Origin of the sequence: Vibrio sp. J2-4 (assembly GCF_021728155.1) — a bacterium.
GTDB lineage: Bacteria > Pseudomonadota > Gammaproteobacteria > Enterobacterales > Vibrionaceae > Vibrio > Vibrio diabolicus.
This window is the reverse complement of record NZ_JAKKCN010000005.1, coordinates 157,499-182,821: the sequence shown is the minus strand read 5'-3', so window position 1 is coordinate 182,821 and position 25,323 is coordinate 157,499. Positions and strand designations below refer to the sequence as shown.

Here is a 25,323-nt window from a genome sequence, read left to right as displayed (position 1 = left end):
CGATTAATTGACTGGATAAACCACTTCAAAACGCTCCAAAACTAGCATACGTTTCTCATGCCAATCTATGTTCAACTCATCGCATTCAGCTTTAAAAAATGCAGTATGCGCGTCACGCCACCAGTTTAAGGTTCTATCACCTTCGCCTTCTGCATAGGCAAACTCTGCGGTTACATCCTCATATTTGCATGTGCTGACATCAGTAATTCGTATCACACAAACGGGGTCCCCGTTCCAATTCGTGACGACTTGTAAATGGCCCACTTGTGGCATGCTTTCGCCATGCTCTCGATACCAAAGCTCCATACTGCAAGAGGCGGTTTTCTGTCCAATTCGAACCAAATCGGCGCATACGTTGGCGTTGTATTCATCGGCACAATAATAGTCAGCACTAACCGATGGTACGGCTGCTCTTTGTTCTGGTGATAATAATTTTAGATACTGCTCTAAGTAATCCTTAGCTCGCGCGTCCATGCTCACTCCATTAATCATAAATTCGCAAGGAGGATAAAAGATATCACGGCAAATAACCACAAGGAACAAACTGAAAAACAACAAGAATATGACTTTTACGTAGACGACAATTATTTCTTTTGTAATAACTTTGCTAAACGTTTGTGCTATTTGCTATTGTTGCATGGTCTATCTGTACTCTTCTCGTGAAAGGACGTTATATGCGCTTATTTATTGGTATTTTTTTCTCGCTGATACTTGCCTTGCCGACGATGGCATCGGACGAAAAGTATTCAGAATCGGATCTGTTAGATAGACCATTAATGGAACGCTATATTTTAGATGAGCTAAAAGCACTGCGTCAGGACTATCAGAGCCTGGAAAAACGAATGATCACAGAGATCACCGACCGCGAGCTGACGGTTGCGGATAAATCGTTGAACTATGCCAACGTGACCGTAACCTACTTCTTCTACATCATCGCAGGTGTCGCATCGCTGATCGCCTTTGTAGGCTGGCAATCTCTGCGTGAGTTTAAACACAACACCAAAGAGATGGCGGATAAACGATTAGAAAAGATCGCCCAAGAATACGAGAAGAAATTTGTAGCACTGGAGCGAGATTTAAAACGCAAAACTCGCATTATCAGTGAAAACAATAAAGAAATTGAGAAAATCAACGAGATCCATAACTTATGGTTGCGTGCGCAAAGCTCACAAACACCAGAGCAACGTATTGAAATCTATGATGAGATCTTGCTGATTCGCCCAGGTGATTTAGAAGCGTTAACTTACAAAGCAGACGCCGCGATGGAAATCAACGAATACCACTGGGCACTGAGCATCTGTAACCGCGTACTTGAAGTCGATTACACCAATGGTCCGGCACTGTATCAACGTGCTTGTGCATACTCTCGTCTTGGCATTGAAGAGCAAGCCATTGAAGACTTGGAACGCGCTATTGAATACAGTCCATCTATTCGTGACTTGCTTGCCGAAGAGCGAGACCTCGAATTGCTGCATGGTAACGAGCGCTTTGAAAAGCTCTTACACCTAGCAAACGAATAATGGAATGAGCAGCATGAGTAGCCACTTTAATTTAGAAGACGCCAGCCAAGTGTTGGTTGGCGCTTTTGCCCTAGCCGTCCCCATCTCTTTTTCTGAAGAGGCGTGGCGACTAGGTGAAAGCTTGCCAATGGCAAACCTGCTCATGCTGTTAAGCCTTTCTGTCATTTTCCTCAGTTTTTTCGCCTATCAAAGCGTGTTCCAAAGCCACATAAAAAATCGCGTATCCATTTTTATTTTTCGTGTGGTTATCGCCTATTCTATCGCCGCTATCGTAGTAGCGCTGGTGCTATTCTGCCTCGATAAATTACCGCTACTGTCTGACCCTCTGGTTGCGATAAAACGCGTTATCGTCATCACAATGCCGGCGTCAATGGGTGCAATTGTGGTGGACAGTTTCGACAAAGAATAGGAATAACACCTACTCTTCTAACGTTAAGTTAGAACCCGAGTGGTCTTTGCCTAACACATCTTCTGGGTTTCGCAGTGCGCAGGTTTCTAACGACAAACACCCGCAGCCAATGCATCCGCCCAAATCGTTTTGCAGGGCTTTGAGCTTTTGAATTTTTTGCTCCAACTGTTCATGCCAATGGCTCGCCATGACTTCCCATTGCTGTTTGTTTGGCGCTTGATGTTTCGGCAGCTCATCTAGCGCATGTTTGATCTCTTCTAACGACAACCCCACTTGCTGCGCCGCTTTAATCACCGCAACACGGCGCAAAACGCTGCGGTGGTAGCGGCGCTGATTACCTTGATTTCTCCAGCTCGAAATCAGTCCTTTTTGCTCGTAAAAATGTAGGGCAGATACTTTCACTCCAGAACGTTTTGCCACTTCTCCTACGCTGATTTCCATCCTTGACTCCCTGTGTATCAATTTTGTTAAAAAAATGCTTTACCTCAAGTTTACTTGAGGTTTTAAAGTTGCACCATCTTAATTAACGCTAAACCCAGATGGTCTCGAAATAATGCGTTCGAAATGAACAAGTTGGTCGACAAACACAGCACCGTTATAAGTCAACGTTTTGAAATCCAAAGGGAACTTGAGGCAAACATAATGAAAAATAAAACTCAGCCGTACTTAGCTGGCCGCTTCTTTGACAGTATCTCATCTGGCTTGTTCATGATGGCACTGCCATGGGTCATGCTTTCCGAGCCCAAAATGGGCACATTCGTCGCTTTAGTTTCTCTGAGCTGCACCGCGATTTCTTTTCTGGCAACGCCTTTCTTTTCCACTTTAGTTGACCGACACTCACGCAAAGCACTCCTCGTACTCAATCAATGGATTCAATCGGGAATGGCTTTGGTGGTGTTCATTGCTTATTGGTTAGGGTTTGAGTCCCACTGGCTGCTGGCTTTTGCGCAATTGGTGTATTGGGTTTCGAGTAACTTTGCATGGACGACCAACAACGCCTTCACTCAAGAAAATTATCAGCATCACGAATACGCAAAAATTTCGGGGCAGCAAGAAATCGTAATGCAATCCACGACCCTAGGAGCTGGTGCGTTGGGTATTGTTTTGCTTGAAATGTGGGGAATGAAAGAGTTTGCTTTGTTTGCAGCCAGCGCATCCGCTTTGGCGGCGATGTTTTATATTCTGACGCCGTATACCCAACAATTAAGGGCATCAAAATCTGTTGCTTTCATCGCACAACTCAAAGAGAGCAAACAAATATTCCGTCTCGAACCCCGCTTTTATGGCTTTATTCTGCTCTCTTGTCTCTCTTATCCTGCATTGACGTATTTGAGCAAATTGGTGCCGATTTGGTTTTCTGAACAAGGCATCTCTGGCGATTGGTTTGCAGGGTTCAACATCAGTTTTGGCCTCGGCTCGTTGCTAACCGGCTTTATTGTCACCAAAGTGCTAAGCCGAGCCTCCCATAGCCACATTATGTTTGCTTCGATGGTCATGGTATCTCTTGCGTTTATCGGGATGAGTTTTGCAATGAGTCCTCTCATAATCTTGTTGTTTACGGCTCTGTTTGGTGTGTTTAACGCGCTAAATCGCATTGCGAGAGTCAACTGGATGCATCACACCGTAGCGGTTCATCAACGTGGTCGTGTTGATGGCGGCATCAGCATGTTTTCCACCACCATTCAATCTCTCAGTTATGTATTAATCGCGATGTTGAGTCATTACGAACTAACACAATACGGTTTTGCAATCGCAGCTGTTGTCATGGTGTTAGCAGTGGTATTGATGGGATTACTCAGCCGAGACGTCGAGCCGTTTAACGACCAGCCCCTTCATGCAGCGGCAAAGTGAAGCATAGAAATTGAGAAGTTGAGAAATTGAAAAAGTGAGATAAGAAGATAACCAAAATCGTCTTCCTAATTTTCTACACCAGTACTTTTTTCCTCTATCGCTCATCAGCAAGGTTGGGTATTCTGAGGCGACCAACATGAGCAGAAGGAATTCGCAGTGAACTTAAGACAATTGGAAGTCTTTTACGCCATTATGCAAGCAGGAACGGTGTCAGGCGCGGCTCGCTTACTGCACGTTTCCCAACCTAATGTCACTCGAGTTCTCGCCCATACAGAACAACAACTGAGCTTCGCTTTATTTGAGCGTGTAAAGGGGCGCCTCGTTCCCACTCAAGAAGCCAAAGCCTTATTGCCAGAGGCAGAAAAGGTCTATCAACAACTCGGACAATTTCGCTCTCTGACCAACAAAGTCAAACAGGGAACTCAACATTTGCGAGTCGGTGCTCCGCCTGTTTTGGCCGCGCACTTGTTAGCACCGACTGTCGCCTTGTTGTCGAAAGAACACGGCATCTCCTTTGAGCTCTTAACGGCCAATCGCGATGAGCTGTGCTCAGGATTGCTGAAACATGAACTGGATGTCGCCATTGCGTTCGGTGAAGAAACGCCACCAGCGATCATGGGACACATGTTATTAAAAGAAAACTTGGCGCTAATCGCCCCTAAAAGCGCAGCGATACCCGAAGAAAAAACCGTCATTTTAGAAGAACTCATCAGTCACGATTTACCCATTATCGGTTTAGATAGCCGAGATCCTCTGGGCTTATTGCTGCATCAAACCTTATCGGCGCGTGACGAGCATTATCAACATGCCATTACCGTCCGCAGCTACTCCGCGGCGGCTGAACTGGTGAAAAACGAAGCAGGATTCGCCATTGTAGACCCATGGACCGCAAAACAATATTGCCAAGATGATGCCGTATCCGTGCATGCTTTGGAGCCAAACATGTCCTTCTCTGTCTCTATTTTATTCGCAGAGCACACACCTCAATCCATTGCGACAAAGCAATTTATCACCGCCCTAAAACAACAGATGGTTTAAAGGTATAACTTGAAGTTATACCTGCCTAACAAATAAGCATTCGGTTTCCTAAATCAGTCTGGCTACATTAATGAGCAATAACAATGACGAAGGGAACCATCATGCAAATTGCTCAACCTTACCTACTCTTTCTTGGCGATGTAACCGATCCACTCGCAGCAAAAACCGCGCGTGGCATTTACCAATGGCGACCTGAGATTTGTCTTGGCCAAATCCGCCTGACGCCAGAAACCGTATCGCTTGGTTTAACCGACATGACACTACAACAAGCGCAGCAGCAAGGAGCAAAAACGCTGGTACTTGGCACAGCAAACCCGGGGGGAGTCATTCCCGAAGCTTGGCAAGCAACCTTACTTGAAGCGGCAGAAATGGGATTTGAAATTGCATCGGGCATGCACCAACGTTTGGCGGAATTTGCTCCTCTTGCCGATCTAGAACAACGCGGATTAACCAAACTGTATGATGTTCGCCATTATGATGCCCCGCTCAAGGTCGGCAATGGCAAAGCTCGCGCAGGCAAGCGAGTACTTACTGTAGGAACAGATTGCTCCGTTGGCAAAATGTACTCTGCTCTTGCCATTGAACACGCATTAAAGCGTAAAAACTGTCGCGCAGAGTTCAAAGCAACGGGTCAAACGGGAATTCTCATCGCAGGCAGTGGCATTTCGATTGATGCTGTAGTTGCCGATTTTATCTCCGGCGCAGTAGAAGCGATCAGCCCTGAGTTCACCGATCACGATTGGGACATCATCGAAGGGCAAGGTTCATTGTTTAACCCTTCGTTTGCTGGCGTAAGTTTGGGCTTACTTCACGGCGCACAAGCGGACGCTCTGGTACTGTGCCATGAGATTGGTCGCCCACACATCCGCAACTTACCACATGCGAGCTTGCCAACCATTGAACAAACGATAGAAGCGAATCTGGCCGCTGCTCGCCTAACAAATCCAAAAGCTCAATTAGTGGGTATTTGCTTAAACACTTCGGCGATCAGCGAAGAAGATGCAGCCCAGCTATGCCAGGATTGGAGCGACAAATATCGGGTGCCCGTCACCGACCCTGTGCGTTTTGGCGTAGATGCGGTTGCAGATAGGCTCCTTACGATTTAAGAAACATTTACGGTTTAGAAAATAACTGCGGTTTAGGGAAAACTAGTGAGATGAAAATTCATGTAGAACCCGTCACGATTGCTATGGCGACACCATTTCGCATCTCTCGCGGCAGTCGGACAGAGTGCCACGTAGTCCGCGTGACAATTGAACACCGAGGCATGATCGCCCAAGGAGAATGCACGCCATACCCTCGTTATGGTGAATCAGTTGAATCGGTAATTAAGGCGATTTCTCACGCCGCGCATGAACTGCAAAGTTTGTACGCCAAAGGTGACGCTGATGTGATGGCTCTCAAAAGCCAGCTTCAATCATTATTGCCCGCAGGAGCGGCAAGAAATGCGTTGGATTGCGCCCTTTGGCATCTTCTTGCGCTTTTGAGCCACAAGCAACAAGTTCACGACCTCTTTACGTTACCTGAGGCGATTGTGACGGCGATGACGGTTTCTATCGATACGCCGCAAGCGATGGCAAAACAGGCGCAAGCTTACCTTAGCCAAAGCGCAAAACTGCTTAAGGTAAAACTGGATGGTGAACACGTGATTGAGCGCGTTGCAGCAGTGCGTGACGCCGCACCGCACACGCAAATTGTCTTAGATGCGAATGAAGCATGGCAAAACCTCGACCTCGCTACGGTATTTGCTCAACTCGAACCGTTTAATATCACCATGATCGAGCAACCGTTGCCACAAGACTGCGACGACGTACTCGCCAGCATTCCGCACCACATTCCACTTTGCGCCGATGAAAGTTGTCACACCAGAGAGCAATTACCTCAGCTGGTTGGCAAATATGAAATGGTGAACATTAAGCTAGATAAAACGGGAGGGCTCAGTGAAGCATTATTGCTGGCCGACGATGCAAAAGAACTCGGTTTTAGCCTCATGTCCGGTTGTATGTTGGGGACGTCGCTGGCAATGCGAGCTGCGTTACCTATTGCTGCTCAGGCGAGCGTTGTCGATCTTGATGGCCCGGTGTTGCTCGGACAAGATATAACGCCGAGCTTAGTTTATCGCGACGGCGAAATCGTTCTTTCCAAATAGCCTAAACAATCCAGAGGTTTTGATCGAAAAGTCAGAACCTCTGAGTTTATGATATCGATTAAAAAACAATCAGCCCCATCATGAAATAAGTCACATAAATTATACGGTTATTACGGCATGCTAAGATTACAGTAGTCCAAGAAGGTGGTCTTATGCATCGAGTCATCCGGAAAATGACATGGAAGACGAATAGGCGGTAATCCCGCCCTACTCCAATGCAGTGCGTGGGTTTCTATAGCAACCCACTTCCTAGCAATTCGTAGGTTTTTCATGCCATCTTGCAAGGAGGCTCTATGCCTATCAACAAAATACGCAATATCGCTTTTGTCGGCCAAACCGGGACCGGTAAAACCACGCTGATAGAAAAACTGCTCTTCACCTGCGATGCCACTCACCATTTAGGCAGCGTAGAAAAAGGCGATACCGTTACCGACTTCGACCCTCAATCCATCCAATATCAACACAGCATTGAAGCAACGCCAGTCGCACTGCGCTGGAATAAACATCGGCTCAATATCATCGACACTCCGGGACAAAACGAGTTACTTGGCCGTACGATCAGCGTCTTTCCTGCCGTTGAAACATCCGCCCTTGTCATCGACCCTCAAACCCCACTAAATCAAACTTCCGATCGCTTATTCACCTTTGCTAAAGAGCAGCAAAAATGTCAGATGATCATCATCAATAAGCTCGATAACCACGGTAGTCAGTTAGAAAGATTGATGGAGAACATCGTTGAGCATTTTGGGGACCACTGCTTGCCGATCAACTTACCTTCGGCTGACGGGGAATCTGTAGTTGACTGCTATTTCGAACCAGAATTGGGACGAGAAACCTTACTTGCGACGGTAGATGAAGCTCATGAGACCTTGATTGACCAAGTTATCGAAGTCGATGAAGAACTGATGGAACTGTATCTGGAACAAGGTTCCGAACTCACCGCAGAGCAACTGCATGATCCGTTTGAAGAAGCACTGAGAACTGGACATGTGATTCCGGTCTGTTTTGTCTCAGCACAAACCGGCGCGGGCGTCGAGCTTCTGCTTCGTACCTTGGCGGAGATCATGCCCATGCCAAACGAAGGTAACCCTCCTCTATTGGAAAAGAACGGCAAAAAAATCAAAGTAAATTGCGAAACCTTAGAGCACACCGTCGCACACGTGTACAAAGTCAGCGTCGACCCATATATGGGAAAACTTGCCTACTTACGTGTGTATCAGGGTGAAATCAATGCGGGCAGCCAGCTTTATATTGGCGAAAGCAACAAGGCATTTAAAGTTGGGCACTTATATCAACTGCAGGGCAAAGATAGAACCGAGATCCCTCGCGCGCTTGCCGGCGACTTCTGCGTTTTAGCCAAAGTGGATGATCTCGAATTCGATTCAATCGTTCATGACTCTCACGAAGAAGATGGTGTTCAACTCAAGACGTTGGACCTTCCTGACTCCATGTATTCTTTGTGCTTGAAGCCTCTTAAGCGTGGAGATGAGCAAAAATTAGGCGATGTACTGAATAAAATCGCCAGCGAAGATCCTTCGCTGCGCATCGAACATCGCGCTCGCACCAACGAAACCATCATCAGCGGCCAAGGGGAATTTCACCTCAAAGTCGCATTAGAAAAGATGGCGAACGTGTACAAGCTGGACGTCGAAACCTGCCAACCAAGCGTCGAATACTTTGAAACCATCACCAAACCTGCCGAAGGGCATTATCGACACAAAAAACAAAGTGGCGGTGCAGGCCAGTTTGGTGAAGTGCAATTGAAGGTTCGTCCACTCGAACGTGGCGCCGGATTTAAGTTCATCAACAAAGTGGTGGGTGGCGCCATTCCAACCGCGCTTATTCCCGCGGTCGAAAAAGGTATTTTACAAGTACTCGAAGAAGGGGCGATTTCTGGCAACCCAATCAAGGATGTGGAAGTCACCGTTTATGACGGTAAATATCACTCTGTCGATTCAAAAGAAATTGCGTTTGTCATCGCAGGTAAGAAAGCCTTTTTAGACGCGATCAACAACGCTGATCCTATTGTGTTAGAGCCCATTGTCCAAATGGAGTTACACGTCCCAACCACAAACGTCGGTGACGTGTCTGGGGATTTGTCAGGTAATCGAGGATTAATAGAAGGCACCGAACCGATTGATAGCCAATTCACGTTGTTGAAAGCCAAATCGCCAGTAAACGAGTTGCAAGATTACGCTCGTCGATTGCGAGCTATCACGGGTGGTGAAGGCAGTTTTAGTATGACTTTAAGCCATTACGAGCCCGCGCCACCAGCAGTGCAAAAACAAGTCTGCCAAGGCAGTGCTCAACAAGGTTAATTCCCTACGATTCAAATCAATCAAATAAAAAAGCGCCCTCAAAATGAGGGCGCTTTTAGGTAAATTAAAATTTATTTATCGAGAGACAAACCGATCTGACTGATTTTATTTTCAAACTCTTCGATGCTGTTCGCTTTGTAAGTCGGAGCACCGTTAAAGTAGCGCGGTTTCTCTGGCAGCATCGCATTTTTCAGCTCTTGTTCTTGATCGACATTGTCATGATAAACCGTTACACGATTTGGAATATCCTGCTTTATTACAGCCATATTGGTTCTCCTTGTTTAAATCGAATATTAAGCGTAGAACGTGGTTAACGATGCGTAAAAGCCACTGTGTAAAATTTAGACACCAGCGACAATTTTATACTCAAACCATTGCATTATTTTGTTTCAATGTTCTCTTTAAGTATTCTTGGAGCACACACCTTTCGCGTTTAAGGTAAGTGAAGGTTCCACCATCAAAAGACAGGATGTCTCATGTCAAGGCAAGAGCTTAACCAGATGGGCAGTGCCAAAGTTTATCTGGTAGAAAAACACGGCATTTCATTCATTGAAAAGCAACAGGTAGAACAGGTTGAGGTCGCTTTTTATCAACACCAGGCTAAACCATTCAATGAACTTGGCATTCTTGTACCTGAGCTCATTGATTACGATCACCAACAAAATACGTTACGAATCGAGTATATCCCGCACTCTGTCAATCAAGAATTCCTGCTTGAAGAGCCGCGCGTGATAGAACAACTAGCTAAAATACACAGACTATCTCCGACATCAAATGGTGTTTATCATCCTCATCAGTGGGCACAACCAGCCACTTCCCAAGCTTTAAGCACGCTCAAACTAGACGCAAAAACAGAGCGGTTCTTTTATCAGCTACAAGAGCAATCCGGCCCGCTTTTCAACGCCAAAAATTTGATCTCTGGAGACACCAATGCCGGGAACTGGGGGCGACGAGATAATGGCGATTTGGTGCTGTTCGACTGGGAACGTTTTTCGACAGGGCATATCGCGATAGATTTAGCACCACTAGTCAAAGGCATGGGCACATTCGAAGATTATCTTGGTGTGGCGCATACCTATACCAAGACGGCAAAGCAAGGCGATGCGAGTAATTTAGCAAGAACGATTGCAATAGCTAAAACGTGGATGGTGGTAGAAGTGGTGAATATACTGGTCTCGAGACAGAACCCTCAGACCAGTAAATACATTGACTGGTTTAAACAAACCTTACCGAAATGGGCAAAAGATCTTAGCGCTCAGATGACGAATTAGGTTCGGATATTTGATACAAACGTCTTTCAGGCTCGGCACAAGAGGTTTCACAATTGCACACCTTATCAACACCGACATTATTCAATCCGCCACAACTCCCTTGAATACGCTTGTTGTGGAAAATGACGCCAAGCGACATCAACAAAATGATTGCGAGAAAACCAAGAAAGGTAAATAACCAAACCATATTAACCTGCCTTATTAGCCATCGTCTTTAGCCTAAGTATAGCAGGGCGAGATGTCACTTTAAGTAGCCCTGCTGGTGCTTTCGGTCTTGCCAGCAAGGAGGGTTTGGATTTTTTGCCACCACAACCACAGGAACCGCAATCGCCTTTTGGCTTGTGAGCACTTTTCTTATGATTGTTTGAGGGACGACCTTGAGACGGCTCAATGAGAGGCTCTCTTGGAACCGCAAGTACATCTTCCAATGAGCTACGGGTAGAAAGCCTGAATACTTGCGTGCCACTACGAAGTAATTTGGCTAGTGCACGTTCACCGATATTTCGTACAAGTACAGCATCCACATTGTACTCTTGCAGAGACTGAATTAACTGAGACTTCGCATTGCAACCTGCTTGTGGCATCGAAGCAATGTTCGCTAAGTTTTTTAGCATGCCGTCAGTATCAGAATAAATAGCAATATATGGTGCCTTAACAAAGTGGTTTGCCACCCGCTCACCATCATTAGGAATAGCATAAATCATAAGTGTGACTCCTCATCCGGAAAAACTAATGCATGACCTTCAACTAAACTTTTTGCGACTTTCAATCTTGCACTTTTTACTGTGTTACCAAAAGTTTGTCTAGAGACGCCCATCTGTTCAGCAGCTTGCTGCTGGCTAAGACCCTCTAAATCAGCCAAACGCAGTGCTTCTAGCTCTTCTGGTAATATGGCGACTTGCTCCAACTGATGAAATGGCACGCCATTAGGTTTGAAACAATGGTGTGCAGCACGTCCGCATATTCGTCTTTCTATCTTTGGTCTTGCCATCATTATCCCTCGAAAACACAGGGTCAAATTACACCTTAAGTTGGCATATGCCAATAACATTTTTAGCATATGCCAATAAACTAAGTTTGCAAAAATCGACACGATAAATACGTAAGACATCAGGATTAATTAGACATCTAAAAATTGACAAACTTTGGTGACAAACGAGCAAAAAGATCAATTCTAATTATCTAGATAATAAAAACGTTAGTTTGCGCAGACTTTTCATACAAATACGCGCTAATGTATTCATTTTATTGGAGAAGAAAAACTATAATCCGATCAAATCATTCATTTGAACACTAATGATTATTTTATTAAAAGAGTGTCTCCCTAAGTAACTATAAAGTGCAGGTCGACTGCATTGAAATGAGCCTAAAGGGTAAAACAATAGATGGAGGACCTATCGAACCACCAATCATTACTTGGTCTACGATCCCAGCCATTCTTGCTGAATCACGCCTCTTGAGGGCACCTAGATATATCAGAAAAGGAAGTAAATATGTCTGACTCGAATTGGCTCAGCGAATTCCCAGAAATGGATCGCTCTGATCTTAGAGCGATTCGCAAAACACTCGATGGCGCCTACCGAGATTTCTCTCGTGAATATGGTGAACTTATCGAGTCTCTCTTTGATCCGCTCCTTTCATTTCTTGTCTGGTTTGAAAAACTGCTTATTTCAACACCTTGGGTCGTTGTTTTAGGCGTCTGCACCGCCCTCGTTTATGCCGCTAGTCGCTCTTGGAGACTGGCCATCGCATGTTTTGGCTCACTTATCCTGATTGGCTACTTCGGCATGTGGGAAGACACAATGCGCACGCTCAGTATTATCACGGTGTGTACCATGCTGGCAATCACACTCGGGATCCCTATCGGCATCGCTATGGCGCGCTCTAATCGTATTCAGTCAGTTGTGACACCATTACTCGACGTCATGCAGACCATGCCGGCATTTGTGTACCTCATCCCAGTTGTGATGTTACTCGGGATCGGCAAAATTCCTGGCCTCATCGCAGTAGTAATCTACGCGATTCCACCTGTTATTCGTTTAACTAATTTGGGGATTCGTTTGGTGGATAAAGAAGTGTTGGAAGCCGCAACCGCATTTGGTGCCAGCAGTAAACAGCGGCTTTTTGGGGTCCAACTTCCGCTCGCAATGCCAACCATCATGGCGGGAATCAACCAAACGATCATGATGGCACTGTCGATGGTCGTCATCGCATCGATGATTGGGGTAAAAGGTTTGGGCCAGCCCGTTCTTAAGTCGATTACCAATCAATATTTCACTCTTGGTCTTTTAAATGGTCTAGCCATTGTCGCTCTAGCGATTCTTTTCGACCGCGCTTCACAAGCGTATGCGAAACGCACTCAAGCCCATCTAGGAGATTTAAAGCATGACTAGCCCACTTATCGAAATCAGCGGTCTGTATAAAATCTTCGGACCCAAACCCGACAGCGTGATTGAGCGCGTCAAGTTGGGACATAGTAAAGAACACGTGTTAGCGGAAACGGGGCACACGGTCGGGCTAAAAGACATCAACCTCCAAATTAAAAAGGGCGAGATTTTCGTCATCATGGGTTTATCCGGTTCAGGTAAGTCCACCATGATTCGCCACTTCAATCGCCTAATCGATCCAACCAAGGGACAGATTTTGGTGGAAGGGGTAGATGTCATGCAGCTTTCTAACAAGGAGTTAGAGCAGTTTCGTCGTCATAAGATGTCGATGGTGTTTCAACGTTTTGGCTTATTGCCTCATCGCACTGTTATCGACAACATCGCTTACGGTTTGGAAATTCAAGGAATAAGTAAAGAAGCGCGCTTAGAAAAAGCAAACGAATGGTTGGATACCGTTGGATTAACGGGTTATGAGAACCAATACCCCGCTCAGCTATCAGGTGGTCAGCAGCAACGCGTAGGCCTCGCACGAGCGTTGGCAACCAATGCCGAAATACTGTTAATGGACGAGGCATTTTCAGCGCTGGACCCACTGATTCGGAGCGAAATGCAGGATCAGTTAATAGAACTGCAACAGCAGTTACACAAAACGATTGTTTTTATTACTCACGACTTAGATGAAGCATTGCGCCTTGGCGATCGCATTGCGATCCTTAAAGACGGTGAGCTTGTCCAACAAGGTTCACCAGACGAAATATTGCTGCATCCTGCCGATGAGTACGTTGAAGCCTTTGTAAAAGACGTCAATAGAGCGCGAGCATTGACGGTTGAGACTGTGATGCAGCCACCTTCATATCGCATTGCCGCTAAAACCATTGAAGAAGCGCTCAGTGAGATGAAACGTGTTAAACGTAATTATGCTTATCATGTGACCGATGCAGGCTATCAAGGCGTGATAACGCAACAAGGGTTACTAGACGCGACTAAGTTAGCTCAAACCCCAAGCTGGGATGATGATATCTATGAAGAAGTGCCTATCATCTCTCCCCATTCAGCCATTGAGCAAATATTGACTGAAACCATGTCGTGCGAATACTCACTGCCCGTTGTCGATGAGCATGGTCATTTGAAAGGTGAACTAGAGCGTCGTACTGTTGCTGATCTATTCGCTTATGAAGACAGCACAAAACGAAGCACCTCACGTTCAAACATCGATAAGGCCTCTTAACTGATTTAATAAAACAGCTCACAGCAATGTGGGCTGTTTTCACTATCTCTGCCCCCCCTCTAGATATTTATTTGTAGACCCAAGCTTGATATCCCAATCAATATTTACATTGTTCTGATTTTCCTGACAATTTTATGCTCATATTCGGTTTTATTGACATAGATAGATCATTCTATTGCTTTTTGATGACGCAAATACCTGATAAATGTCTACTATTACTCTCATACAAAATCTTGATTTAAAGAGGGATAAAATGAAAAAAACAATGTTGGCACTAACAGGCGCGGTAATCATTCTTGCAGGCTGTCAAGATGAGAAACCTGCCGAAACAAGCGCAGTTGAAGTACCTCAAGCGACGGAAACTGAAGTCACTACTAGCGCAGAAGTTACTACAGAGACAATTGACACGCTGCCAGTAGCAGAAGAACAAGTCATCACTGAAGAAACATTTGTAGACTCTGAGCATAACGCTCAAAATGCCCTTGACTGGAACGGCACATACAAAGGTACGCTTCCATGTGCGGATTGTTCAGGTATCGACATGACCATCACACTGAATCAAGATGGCACTTACGTACTTGAAGAAAGCTACCAAGACAAAGAAGACGGTCAGTCAAAGTCTGAAGGCCAATTCACTTGGGATGCAAACGGCAGCATCGTAACGTTGACAAACGAAGATGCACCAAACCAATACTTTGTTGGTGAAAATGTACTTATGAAGCTAGACATGAATGGCGAAAAAGTAACAGGTGACCTAGCACCGTTATACAATTTAACGAAACAACAATAAGTTCGTATCGATACCTGATAAATAATCTAAATCCGAGCTACCCCAGCTCGGATTTTTCTTTCCATCGACGGCGGTTGTCTTTCTTATCTTCCTTCTATGATCTTACATTCCGCTTCTTATCCTGATGGTTCATTACATTTCCATACGCTTTGCTGATAGAGGCTTACAACTTCATTTTGTACAGTGTTCAAAACAAATCAGAACAACTCGGAAAAACTATGAAAAAGACATTAATTGCACTACTAACTCTGACTGCTGCTGCTTCAGCGGTTGCTGGTGATACTTATATTCGTAACGGTAACATCTACAACAATGAAGGTGGCTGGAACGCGGAAGTCGGAGTGGCTCATGGCAGCGATCTTTTCAAAGATCAAAAATACAATACAGCTCCAATTCTAAATGGCGGTTACCATGGTGACGACTTTAACGCCGATCTAAGTGGCATTAACTACCGCTTCTTCGGTAACACCAATGAATTAATCAACATGAGTGCTTACCTTGTTGGCAGTGGTGTCATGCGTGACGGTGATATTGCAAAGAGCCTGAAAGGCACGGATAAACGTCGCTTTGCTGTCGATTTAGGTTTGAACACTGACTTTACGTTAGATCAACACAATGTGATTTCAACATACCTTCAACATGATATCAGTGGTGCTTACAAAGGTTACTTAGCGGGCGCGACTTACTTCCACATTATGAACTTCGGTAGTGTTGATTTTGTTCCTTTTGCTAACCTAACTTATCAAAGTGAAGACTACGTAGATTACTACTTTGGCGTAAAACAACGCGAAGCAAATGCAAACCGCAAAGCGTACAAAGGTGATTCAACAGTAAGCTATGGTTTAGGCTACAAGCTAGTCATGCCAATCAACGATAACTGGCAAGTGAGCCAAATGACACAATACACTCGCCTAGGCAGCGGTATCAGCGATTCCTCGATTGTTGATAGTGCAAATCAATGGGTTGTTGGTGCGAGTGTGTCGTACAACTTCTAACTCTACATTCCACATAAAGCCATCATTGCGATGGCTTTATGTATTCATATTCTATGCTCACCGTATCGAAATATGCTAGTTAGAGTGAGCGATCCAGAGACGATGCAAATCGCTATAACCCGTATTTTTCACCTGAACACCGCGCACTTGCTGTGTTTTTGTCACCTCTTCATAGCCAACAAATAAAGGCAAATAAAGGTACTGCTCTCGTAACGCTTTTTCTACGCCTAAAAGAGATTGTAAAGATTGAGCATTTGTCATGGCTTCGCGAAGGTTTTCTCGATGGATCAACATCTGGCTTTGATCAAAACTAAAACGCAAACCTGTTGCTATCGATAGCCACTCAAATACGCCATACTCAAACGGCGCTTCCATGACTTCTTCAATTAGGAGCAAGTCCGCTCGATGTGATACGACTTCAGGAAAACTAATGTCATCAATAATGACGATCTCTAGCTCTAGTCCCGTCGCCCTAATCACTCGGTGCAACCACTCAGAGTGACGAATTAAACTTGGTATCGTCCAGACTGGCTCAGCTAGCGCTACTTTACCTTGTAGCTTAGGCGTCACAATAGCCTCTGCTATTAGTAAATCTTGCTCTTGAGTCGCTAACTGAATGCTGTCAACGGCACTTTGCGCCTCATAGATTCTCTTTTGCGCATTGATGTAATCGGCGAGTTGATGCCAGTCTTCTTTTGCGAGATTAGAGTCCGCGCGCTCCCGATAGGTCAAATATGAAAATGCGCTGATTTTTTCCACTTCAACGTGATCAGAGGTTTGGTTAAAACTCAACATATTCAGGGTCTTAACATCACCATGAGACAGCGTAATTTGGTCTAACAATGCGCGCGCTGAAAAATATTCTTTGTGTGCTTGAAGAATCATACTCTCTTGGTTCCAACCACTGATTTTAAATGGTCCGGTGCCTATGTGGTAAGAATAACCAGAACCGAAAGAAACAACATCTCGACAAAGAATAGAAGCGTGAGGAGTGGCTAGCATGTATGGAAAAAACATGTTCGGATGTTTCAATGTGATTTTTAAGCAGCTCGATGTTTCGGCAATCACACTGTCAATACATTGCCAGAGCTCGTGTACTGGTCCTTTTATTTCCTTAAGTCTTTCTATGCTCCAAACAACATCTTGTATGCTGAGAGGTTCACCATCGTGACGATATATTCCAGGTCTCAACCATAACGTCATCACATTGCCTTCCATTTTCCACTCATGTGCTAGCGAAGGCTCAATGCCACCATTGGAATTTTGAGTCAGCAAAACATCATAAACACTTTTCGCCACATGCAGTTCAGTATGACGATAAGTATTCGCAGGATCGACCTTAGACACCCAAGGATAAGAGGAGATCAAAATAGCGTTATTTGACTCATTCAACTGGTTCACTTTTTCAGAGGCAATCGTCAGCGCCCTGACAGCACTTTGGCCGAACCAATCGATAAGTTTTGTTATCGAATTCATTCTTCCCCGACCAAGCTCCTCAACCAAAAATTCGGTCATCGCTTGTTGAAGGGAAATAGTAATATTCAGACGGCTGGCGTTACTTCTGCCAATTGCAGGTTTCCAATCTACCCAACCGTAAGAGGCAAGCTTTTTCATCACAATAGAAACATTGCGCCTTGACGTACAAATTACCACTTCAAGCTCCGACAGCGTAACGAAGTGATATTGATGAGGTTCAAAGTGCTTTAACAGTAGATCCAGATACCTAAGATTGACATCGTTCACAAAGATTCCTAAGAGTTATTCCAAAGCAAAAAAATAGCACAGGACGCTTAGCAACTAAACTTCCTGTGCTATATCTAAACATATTCAAAGCTTGGACTCAGCTCGACCAACAGAAGTCAAAAACGTGTACTAAGCCAAGAGGTAACTTGAATAAGTGTTCTTAGAAACGGTAACTCATACCTACAGAGAACACGTTGATGTCAGCATCAACCGTTACTTTTTCATTGCCAAATTTCGCAATGTCTAGCTCAGGCATCATGTATTCCCATTCAACTTGTAGAGCAAAATTTTCTGTAATAGCGAACTCTGCGCCTAAACCGTACATGCCTGTCACAGTGCTGTCAGAAATGGTGGTATGGCCTGCGCTACCGTCAATCACAGAGTTGCTAATTTTGAATTCAGCATTGAAGTAAGAAAGACCAGCTTTAGCAAAAAGGTTGAAACGATCACCAATAGGTAGAGTCGCCTTTGGTTGAATCGATAGATACTTCATATCACCAACAGTAACAACTTTGCCGTCTAAAGCATCGTAGCCACCAATGGCTGCTTCTAGAGAAATGTATTCGTTGAACTTGTAACCACCAAATACTTTACCTGAAAGGCTTGAGTCATCTTCAAGTTTAAGCTTAGTGCTAGCGTTGGTACCACCACCATTGATAGAGCCATTAACATCACCAAACGATGCTTGACCTACCGATGCGCCAACGTAAGGAGCTGCGTTTGCAACAGAACATGTTGCTAGAAGGGCTGTCATTAGCCATGTTTTTTTAAACATTGTATTTCACTGCCTGTTAATTATTGAGGTTGTGTTTTGCCCATCCTTAAGCACGTAATGCTATCCATTTCACTCGGTTTCAAAACCAAGTTGATGTTAATGAATAAAAACTCAATAAAACATGAAATATTTAAACACAACTTTGCCACTTTATTTCTTAATTATGACAATTTAGTCATTTTACAAGCACTGTTGCTTCAACCAATTGGTGAGTTTGATGATTTCCGCCTGCTTGGCTCGGCTCTTTTTATGAATAAAATAAAAGCTGTCCCCCGTCTCTAATCCATGAGAAGGGATATACACCAAATCATGCGCTTTATCTCTTTCATTGAGCATAAAATCATTCGCAAATGCGATGCCTTGGTCATAACGTGCAGCCTCAATTGCCAGCAACATATGACTAAAATGTTGAACATCGACATCTTTCGGCAAAGTGTAACCACCCGCTCTGCACCACTCTGCCCAGTCTTTTCCTCTCTCACGATAAATAGAGTCTGTTGACAAAATAGGATATCGCCAAAGCGCTTCTGGAATGGGTTGATCTTGTAACTCTTTCCAAATTTTATGGCTGCATACCGGATACAGCGTTTCCGCGTATAACTTCACCGACATATAGTTGCGCTTTGGCTTCTCTACCGTGATAAAGCAATCACCAACGCTATCTGTCTGCTCAGGATCACCAACAACCATATTGAGTGTCAGATCGATTTCCGGATGTAACCGCTTAAAATCAGACAAACGCGGAATAAGCCACTTTACGGCAAGCGAGCTATAAATCGCCAAACGTATGCTGCCTTTGTCCCCCTCTCTCACCTTTTGGCTGGCCATCGCAATAGAGCTAATTGCCGGGCTAATATCCTCTAAATAACGAGCACCAGTATCCGATAAAGAGAGCTTTCTTCCTTGACGAATAAATAATGACTCGCCCAAATAATCTTCCAATAATCGTATCTGATGACTAACGGCACTTTGCGTCACATTGAGCTCTTCAGCCGCAAGCGAAAAGCTAGAGTTTCGAGCGACAGATTCAAAACAGTGAACCGCTCTGAGTGGTGGCAATTTCATTATCTAAAAATCTCATACTTAAACTAATAAATATCACTTCACTTCATCCTATGACATCACCTACTCTTTGGCAAAGAAAGAGGAGAGGAAATAAGTGAAAGTTACATCGGTCGGCGCAGCTATGCTGCTATTAATTGTTGGGAATCTCATTGCGGTGCTTTCGGACTCTTTAATTAAAAGTGTCGGAAATGAAGTGCCTATTTTTCAGTTTGTCTTTTTCCGACAAATTTCCGCAGTGCTTTTCCTACTGCCTGTCTGCTTGCTGACAAAAAAGACTCACTTTCTTGAAGGATTTAAATGGCATGCTGTCCGCGCTCACGTGTGGTTGCTTGGTGCTATATTTATGGTTTTGGCGATTTCATCTTTACCGCTCGCAACTGCGAACGCAATCTTCTACGCCGCGCCATTAATCATGCTGCCGCTTGCCGCGATATTTTTTGGCGAACAGCTGTCTAAACAATCGGTCGCGGCTGCGATCATGGGCTTTGCTGGTGTGTTGGTCATCATTCGTCCAGATCAAATCGACTGGGCAGCGATTTCGGCTTTAGTTGTGGCTATTACCCTGGCAATCAATAACTTGCTTATTAGAAAACTGCCAAAAAATCAGTCTGTAATGCAAACGCTACTAATGACAAACTTGGCAGGTATTCCCGTGGCTTTCTTACTTGTTCTGATCGAAGCGGAACCTTGGGACTGGAGTGCTTTCCCTGTCGCTGCTGGCTCAAGTTTGTTCATCATGATTTATGCGGCAACATGTGTGATCGCTTACCGCTCGATTGATAGCAACAAAATTGCCAGCGCTGAATACAGTGGCTTAATTGGTGCCGTGTTTGTGGGATTAATCTGGTTTGGAGAAGTGCCAGACATATTCATGGCGATAGGAACAATAATGATTGTTGTGCCGCTGGTTTGGCTTTCTAAACGAGAGCGTCGCAAGAAAAAGCTGCAAGCTCAGCAAGAGCGAGAACAAAAAGAGGCGCACGTTACTTAAAATCGCGCTCTATCTCAAAGACTAAAAAACCGAGTCGTAAGTGCTCGGTTTTTTTATGTAGCTCTAATCCATTCTGATGTAAGCGACCACATGAGATAAAAACTGCCTTGCAAAACGATCATTAAACCGGATGCGATATTCATGATCGGCTTCCGATACTAAACGCCAACCTTCAGCAAAGTACGCTTTGATATCATCGACCGCTTCGTCTTCATTTTTGATGTGTTTCGCGTTCCACTGATAAGTGCAAGAGACAACCATCAGCCCGCCAACCTTGGTGGCTTCTTTTAGAGCGTTGAGCACGCTAAGTGGCGACTCACATTGATCAACCACGTTCAAACATACGACTAAATCAAAGCTAGACTGGAGAGTATCGTGCTCAAAAGGTTGGTTAATCAGCGTCAAATCAACATGAGCACATTTTTGCACGATATCTCTATTCTCTACTTCTAACGTGTTTATGGTGTTCACATCGTGCAGATAAGTTAACTCGACCCGTTGTTCTTCTATTAAAAGCTGCTTAAAGCCATCCATTAACCTATTTGAAGGCTCAACCAGCGTCGCTTCTTTAAGGCTAGATAAGCGTTGCACTAACTCATAATAGTTTCTTCCCAGGGCCGCCCCAACCTCAAGTAGGGAACACGGCTGAACGCCGCTCTCGAGTGCCGTCTGCGCAATAAAGTCAGCGACTTGGGAACAATGTGGTGATGACAAAAAAGAGAGTGGGACTTGTTTTGAGCGACTGGTTATCGTCTCAATCTGCTTATCTTCGATGAACTAGTCGAACCATTGCGCTTCGAAATAACCAGCTAAACCGCGATCGGTCAGGTAAAAATCTTCCATGTATTTTCCGTTCGTACTTTTAGAAAAGTGATTGTATCGAACGCTGAAATTAACTAGTAATTCTGGCTGCACATTCCCGCGGGAAAATAGATGAAAACACCGCTTATGTGAAAAAGCCCTTTCATCTCAAAGATAAAAGGGCTTGTTAATTACTTCGGTTGAGGAGCTAGTTATTGCGGAAGAACAACTTTGCCATCTTGAATTGGGAACGTTTTTGTCGCTGGCTTGCTCGTTAAGCGAACCGTCGTTGGCGCACCTGAAACTTCATAAGTGACATCGTAACCCACTACTTTTTCAGATGTTGTGTATTCTGTGTGGCACTGCTTTTTCGTCGTTGTCACTACATCGCCTTGTTGCACGTTTTCCTGAATCTTACGACCCGTTAACGCACCAGCGATCGTACCAGCTGCAGTTGCAATCACTTTACCTGAGCCGCCACCGATTTGGTTACCCAATGCCGCGCCAGCTGCTGCGCCGCCGACCGTACCAATTATTTTATTATCATCCGTAGGAGCAACTTGCTCCGTTACTACCACGTCTTTACATACTTGGTGTGGATTTTTCACAGTTTCAGTCACCGCTTCAACCAAAGTAATGTTTGCTTGGGTTGGAGCTGGTGGCGTTTTGTCTTTACAGCCTGCTAGTACAGCAACAACTGCCGTTGCAATTGCGATAGATTTCATATTCATGATTTACATCCCAGTATGGTTTGCTTTGATGAGCGGTATAGTAAATCGCAATTAGGAAATCACATCAGGCGAAAACAAACCCTCTGTCATTAACGAGTAAAGAAACACTGTTTTATAAAAGGTACGTCAAGAAACACTCAACAGAATGTCAACTGAGCTAAAACCGTATCATTACTGATTATGATTAGGCTTGATTAACCTATGAGACTTATTTTTAAGCCAAGCTTAAAAACAGTTCGTCGTCGGTTAAATACTTATGACGGTGACTCAGGTTACGCACGTGCATAAACATAAAGTCAGGAAAACCAGGAGCAATAATGTTGTTTGGTTCCCAGCATACACCGCCAACAAACACATATCGCCCTTGCTTGTCATCTTCGTGAAGGGGGTTATTAAGAGGAGAAGAAAACTCTGCGCGACAACCTTCAACCACACAAACAATTTGTCCTTTAAAAAGGCCGATCACGCGCTTAACAAGATTTGCCTTGATGCCACATTTCCATGCTTGACGAGTGGCCATCTCATAGCCATATTTTCGAATCGCTTTCTTTTGCAAATGTACTACTAGGTTCATTTTGACTCCTGATTCAAGCAATTACGCGAAGCCCAAAGTCATAAAAGCAGATAGACGTCTATACCCGAGTGACCTCATGGTACATGGGAATAAACTACGTGATTAGACTGAGTTTAGTGTCCGATGAAAATACACCTTCCACGATGCTGTAACGTATCGATTTACACCAATCATAGGCACATAGCACATCAAAAAAACAACCTTATTTTCGAGTGCTTTCCTACGCTGTATCTGGTTACTTCTGCGTATTACTATAACGAAATCACCCTCTACGTTTGTCTATATAAATTTGTCGTAACGATAGAGGGTGCTTATCAAGGATGGGAGGATAACGCCTACGCGTCGATGAGATAGTTTTGACCTTCAGTTTCTAGACGATCAATCAGTTTACGACACTCATTTAAATCAAGAGGTTGCTCGAAGCGGCGCTTGAGGTTCATCAAAAAGAAGATATCTTCACACATGGCTTTCTCAGGTTCGTCACTGATTTTTGCGACTGGTGAACCATTGCACGTGACCATTTTGATCACGATAGAAAGTGGCTGGTAGGCTTCACCCTCTTTATTGACATAATCACCCATATCGTTCGCAAGAAAAGTACCGATACCAAAACTCACCTGAATACGTCCTTGGAAATACTCGCAAATATCTAACGCTTGTTCGAAGTTAAGTCCGTCGGTAAACACCAGTGTTTTTGTTAATGGGTCTATATTAAGCGACTGGTAGTGTGCAATCATTTTTTCACCCCAGCTATAAGGGCAACCACTATCGTGACGTACACCGAAATACGCGTTACTTAGCTCTGCATCAAAGTCTTTAAGGAAGGCATCGATACCAATCGTGTCTGTCAACGCAATACCTAGTGCACCGTTAAACATTTTTTGCCAACGTTGCAAAGCCACTTTTTGCGAATCTCGCACATTCACCAGAGCTTGATGGCCCATAAACCATTCATGAGCAACGGTACCGATAGGCGTTAAATTCAGTTCTTTTGCTAAGTGGTAGTTGCTTGTTCCTGTCAAACATTCCGGTACTTCCTGGCACAAGAACTCCAGCATGGTGCGCTGAGCTTGAAAAGAGAAACGTCGACGCGTCGACATATCAGAAAACTTAAAGTTAGTGATGTTACGACGTTTGAGTTCGGATTTTAGGTACCGAACTTTCTCTTCTAAAACGGTGGTAAATTGCGCTACAGGGATATCTGACCAACGCTGACGGCTACGAACTTCAGACACGATGCTCATGATGATCGTTTCGTACAAAATAGTATCTCGCCACAAACCATTGATAGTAATGCGTAACTGGCTTGAGCCATCGGCCATGGCTTTATTGTGGAAAGAGACATCGCTTTGTGGGTTGAAACGGAAATGGCGCAGTGCATCAACAAAGTCAGGATTTAGGTAAGGCGCGACACGCTTAATATATTCAATTTCTTCTTGCGTAAATTGAATGTCTTGCAGTTTAAGAACTTCTGCTTTTACCTCTGGTAGCAGTTCAGAGAGATCTTCCTCGCTACGCACAATAAATTTGTATGACACCATTGCATCAGGGTAAAGCGCTGTTACTGCGCTCATCATATTGACTTTGTAGACATCAAAATCCAAAGCGCTTTGAATGATGCGGGAAGAAAATAGTTTGGTGGTCATTAGGTGCCCTTCTACACGCCCTTCCTGGGTATATAACTTTTTGTTACTAACTAATTTGCGTAAACAATAAACACCCATCTATAGTTTGTCAACTTTTGTTACTAACCACTCATTTTTATAAGGTTTTTCTGTCTAGAATTCGCACACAGATTGTGAATAAGTCAGATTTATTCGTAGATTTATACTCAAGGCGTACTATGAAGCACTACCGAAAACGTTTCGCACAACTCGTTACTTACCCATTGATTGACCACTTGTTATGCGCTAGATTACTTACAAATCAATATTAGGACCCAACCATGATCGTATCTGTCGACATTATTCCATTCAGGCTATCAGGCTGTGCCGATAAGGGATTGGAAGTGTTGTTGATTAAACGTTCAAATCCAAATCGGCCATACCATGGAGTCTGGGCACTACCGGGCGGATTTGTCTTTGATAAAGACTTAACCAGTGAAGGAGGACGCCCGGCCGATGAAAACTTTGAGGCGGCGCGCCGCCGAATTTGCCGCGAGAAAATCCATACTTACCCTCGTCACTTTAGTGAAGCGTTTATCGACGGCGATCCCAAGCGTGATCCAGAAGACTGGAGCTTAAACATTACGCACTACGCCTTGGTCGATCGTAACAATGTAGAGCAAATCAACAATGCTGGTGTACCAGAGTGCCAACTTAAATGGTTTTCGCTACAGGCTATACTCAATGGAGAAGAGACCCTCGCGTTTGACCATCAAAAAACCATTGAAAAAGCGTGGCAGAAGCTTCGTGCATCCATTGAATACACATCGGTTCTTTTGTTTGCATTAGACAAAGAGTTTTTGGTTGCCGACATCATTTCTGCTTATCAAGAGTTTGGTATTGATATTAGCCGAATGACGATTAAGCGCCGCTTGATAGATTCAGGCGTACTAAAACCCACCAATAAAGTCGCTTCTACCAACAAAGGCAAAGGTGGAAAACCCGCAATGGTGTATACGCTGACTAGCGACGAAGTAACCTTTTTTCAAAACTGTTTGCGTGGATAAACGCAGACAATAAGAC

Annotated in this window: 27 protein-coding genes; 14 read left to right on the top strand and 13 right to left on the bottom strand. The window is 44.4% G+C overall.

Annotated elements, in window-relative coordinates:
• Positions 1-3: 3 nt before the first annotated feature.
• Positions 4-474 carry an ASCH domain-containing protein gene (locus L3V32_RS18155; protein ID WP_237284844.1) on the bottom strand — a complete coding sequence of 157 codons (471 nt, stop codon included), beginning with the start codon at positions 472-474 and terminating at the stop codon, positions 4-6.
• 200 nt (positions 475-674) lie between these two features.
• Between L3V32_RS18155 and L3V32_RS18150 the strand changes: the two genes are divergently transcribed.
• Together L3V32_RS18150 and L3V32_RS18145 are read left to right on the top strand one after the other, a co-directional pair.
• Entirely contained in the window at positions 675-1,520 is an 846-nt protein-coding gene (locus L3V32_RS18150; RefSeq protein ID WP_005392681.1) for a tetratricopeptide repeat protein, read from the top strand.
• A gap of 13 nt (positions 1,521-1,533) precedes the next feature.
• Positions 1,534-1,929: a DUF2391 family protein gene (locus L3V32_RS18145; RefSeq protein WP_031780282.1), complete on the top strand. Its 396-nt coding sequence runs from the start codon at positions 1,534-1,536 to the stop codon at positions 1,927-1,929.
• A 9-nt stretch (positions 1,930-1,938) separates the two neighbouring features.
• Here the strand turns inward: L3V32_RS18145 and soxR are convergent, their stop codons facing one another.
• Positions 1,939-2,370, bottom strand: a complete 432-nt coding sequence (gene soxR / locus L3V32_RS18140) for a redox-sensitive transcriptional activator SoxR (RefSeq protein ID WP_005392679.1) — start codon at positions 2,368-2,370, stop codon at positions 1,939-1,941.
• A 201-nt stretch (positions 2,371-2,571) separates the two neighbouring features.
• Here soxR and L3V32_RS18135 point away from each other — a divergent pair, with 201 nt between their 5' ends.
• From L3V32_RS18135 to fusA, 5 genes are all read left to right on the top strand, one after another.
• Positions 2,572-3,780, top strand: a complete 1,209-nt coding sequence (locus tag L3V32_RS18135; protein WP_074190012.1) for an MFS transporter — start codon at positions 2,572-2,574, stop codon at positions 3,778-3,780.
• Between the two features lie 156 nt (positions 3,781-3,936).
• On the top strand, positions 3,937-4,818 hold the full coding sequence (locus tag L3V32_RS18130) for a LysR family transcriptional regulator (protein ID WP_237284843.1): 882 nt from the start codon (positions 3,937-3,939) through the stop codon (positions 4,816-4,818).
• A 101-nt stretch (positions 4,819-4,919) separates the two neighbouring features.
• Complete coding sequence (dgcN, locus tag L3V32_RS18125; protein WP_237284954.1) at positions 4,920-5,924, top strand: N-acetyltransferase DgcN; 1,005 nt, start codon at positions 4,920-4,922, stop codon at positions 5,922-5,924.
• Between the two features lie 50 nt (positions 5,925-5,974).
• On the top strand, positions 5,975-6,967 hold the full coding sequence (gene dgcA / locus L3V32_RS18120) for an N-acetyl-D-Glu racemase DgcA (RefSeq protein WP_237284842.1): 993 nt from the start codon (positions 5,975-5,977) through the stop codon (positions 6,965-6,967).
• Between the two features lie 293 nt (positions 6,968-7,260).
• On the top strand, positions 7,261-9,285 hold the full coding sequence (gene fusA / locus L3V32_RS18115) for an elongation factor G (protein ID WP_100088706.1): 2,025 nt from the start codon (positions 7,261-7,263) through the stop codon (positions 9,283-9,285).
• 71 nt (positions 9,286-9,356) lie between these two features.
• Here fusA and L3V32_RS18110 read toward each other — a convergent pair whose 3' ends face one another.
• Positions 9,357-9,551 (bottom strand): hypothetical protein, encoded by a 195-nt coding sequence (locus L3V32_RS18110; RefSeq protein ID WP_005392673.1) that lies wholly within the window; start codon positions 9,549-9,551, stop codon positions 9,357-9,359.
• Positions 9,552-9,761: 210 nt separating this feature from the next.
• Between L3V32_RS18110 and L3V32_RS18105 the strand changes: the two genes are divergently transcribed.
• Positions 9,762-10,556, top strand: coding sequence for a phosphotransferase (locus L3V32_RS18105; RefSeq protein ID WP_237284841.1), 795 nt, complete (start codon positions 9,762-9,764; stop codon positions 10,554-10,556).
• On the opposite strand, the gene nqrM is transcribed toward L3V32_RS18105, so the two are convergent.
• From nqrM to L3V32_RS18090, 3 genes are read right to left on the bottom strand one after another with little or no spacing between them, the layout of a single operon-like run.
• Positions 10,534-10,743 (bottom strand): (Na+)-NQR maturation NqrM, encoded by a 210-nt coding sequence (gene nqrM, locus L3V32_RS18100; protein ID WP_005392671.1) that lies wholly within the window; start codon positions 10,741-10,743, stop codon positions 10,534-10,536. The two genes, L3V32_RS18105 and nqrM, sit on opposite strands and share 23 nt — an antisense overlap.
• 1 nt (position 10,744) lies before the next feature.
• Complete coding sequence (locus L3V32_RS18095; protein ID WP_237284840.1) at positions 10,745-11,260, bottom strand: NifB/NifX family molybdenum-iron cluster-binding protein; 516 nt, start codon at positions 11,258-11,260, stop codon at positions 10,745-10,747.
• Positions 11,257-11,547 carry a DUF134 domain-containing protein gene (locus tag L3V32_RS18090; protein ID WP_237284953.1) on the bottom strand — a complete coding sequence of 97 codons (291 nt, stop codon included), beginning with the start codon at positions 11,545-11,547 and terminating at the stop codon, positions 11,257-11,259. The genes L3V32_RS18095 and L3V32_RS18090 overlap by 4 nt, the downstream gene beginning before the upstream one ends.
• A gap of 502 nt (positions 11,548-12,049) precedes the next feature.
• Here L3V32_RS18090 and L3V32_RS18085 point away from each other — a divergent pair.
• The 4 genes from L3V32_RS18085 to ompV all read left to right on the top strand — a co-directional run bounded on the left by L3V32_RS18085 (position 12,050) and on the right by ompV (position 15,956).
• A complete protein-coding gene (locus tag L3V32_RS18085; protein ID WP_134645422.1) occupies positions 12,050-12,949 on the top strand; it encodes a proline/glycine betaine ABC transporter permease in 900 nt (299 codons plus the stop codon).
• Complete coding sequence (locus L3V32_RS18080) at positions 12,942-14,171, top strand: glycine betaine/L-proline ABC transporter ATP-binding protein (RefSeq protein ID WP_193447437.1); 1,230 nt, start codon at positions 12,942-12,944, stop codon at positions 14,169-14,171. Before L3V32_RS18085 ends, L3V32_RS18080 begins: the two co-directional genes overlap by 8 nt.
• Positions 14,172-14,424: 253 nt before the next feature.
• Positions 14,425-14,961 carry a copper resistance protein NlpE gene (locus L3V32_RS18075; protein ID WP_046873821.1) on the top strand — a complete coding sequence of 179 codons (537 nt, stop codon included), beginning with the start codon at positions 14,425-14,427 and terminating at the stop codon, positions 14,959-14,961.
• A gap of 218 nt (positions 14,962-15,179) precedes the next feature.
• Positions 15,180-15,956, top strand: coding sequence for an outer membrane protein OmpV (gene ompV / locus L3V32_RS18070; protein ID WP_012842379.1), 777 nt, complete (start codon positions 15,180-15,182; stop codon positions 15,954-15,956).
• A gap of 75 nt (positions 15,957-16,031) precedes the next feature.
• Here the strand turns inward: ompV and L3V32_RS18065 are convergent, their stop codons facing one another.
• The 3 genes from L3V32_RS18065 to L3V32_RS18055 form a co-directional block, all read right to left on the bottom strand.
• A complete protein-coding gene (locus L3V32_RS18065; RefSeq protein ID WP_237284839.1) occupies positions 16,032-17,699 on the bottom strand; it encodes an ABC transporter substrate-binding protein in 1,668 nt (555 codons plus the stop codon).
• A 160-nt stretch (positions 17,700-17,859) separates the two neighbouring features.
• Complete coding sequence (locus L3V32_RS18060; RefSeq protein ID WP_005373936.1) at positions 17,860-18,474, bottom strand: outer membrane beta-barrel protein; 615 nt, start codon at positions 18,472-18,474, stop codon at positions 17,860-17,862.
• 180 nt (positions 18,475-18,654) lie between these two features.
• A complete protein-coding gene (locus L3V32_RS18055) occupies positions 18,655-19,539 on the bottom strand; it encodes a LysR family transcriptional regulator (protein ID WP_005392662.1) in 885 nt (294 codons plus the stop codon).
• 94 nt (positions 19,540-19,633) lie between these two features.
• On the opposite strand from L3V32_RS18055, the gene L3V32_RS18050 reads away from it, so the two are divergent.
• On the top strand, positions 19,634-20,530 hold the full coding sequence (locus L3V32_RS18050; protein ID WP_046873824.1) for a DMT family transporter: 897 nt from the start codon (positions 19,634-19,636) through the stop codon (positions 20,528-20,530).
• Positions 20,531-20,593: 63 nt separating this feature from the next.
• Here the strand turns inward: L3V32_RS18050 and L3V32_RS18045 are convergent, their stop codons facing one another.
• The 4 genes from L3V32_RS18045 to pncB all read right to left on the bottom strand — a co-directional run bounded on the left by L3V32_RS18045 (position 20,594) and on the right by pncB (position 24,282).
• On the bottom strand, positions 20,594-21,244 hold the full coding sequence (locus L3V32_RS18045) for a methyltransferase domain-containing protein (protein ID WP_237284838.1): 651 nt from the start codon (positions 21,242-21,244) through the stop codon (positions 20,594-20,596).
• Between the two features lie 299 nt (positions 21,245-21,543).
• Positions 21,544-22,062: a glycine zipper 2TM domain-containing protein gene (locus L3V32_RS18040; RefSeq protein ID WP_237284837.1), complete on the bottom strand. Its 519-nt coding sequence runs from the start codon at positions 22,060-22,062 to the stop codon at positions 21,544-21,546.
• Between the two features lie 214 nt (positions 22,063-22,276).
• A complete protein-coding gene (locus L3V32_RS18035; protein ID WP_005373947.1) occupies positions 22,277-22,636 on the bottom strand; it encodes a hypothetical protein in 360 nt (119 codons plus the stop codon).
• Positions 22,637-22,971: 335 nt separating this feature from the next.
• Positions 22,972-24,282, bottom strand: a complete 1,311-nt coding sequence (gene pncB, locus L3V32_RS18030; RefSeq protein ID WP_134645419.1) for a nicotinate phosphoribosyltransferase — start codon at positions 24,280-24,282, stop codon at positions 22,972-22,974.
• A 299-nt stretch (positions 24,283-24,581) separates the two neighbouring features.
• Here pncB and L3V32_RS18025 point away from each other — a divergent pair, with 299 nt between their 5' ends.
• On the top strand, positions 24,582-25,307 hold the full coding sequence (locus L3V32_RS18025) for an NUDIX domain-containing protein (protein WP_005373953.1): 726 nt from the start codon (positions 24,582-24,584) through the stop codon (positions 25,305-25,307).
• Positions 25,308-25,323 lie beyond the last annotated feature (16 nt).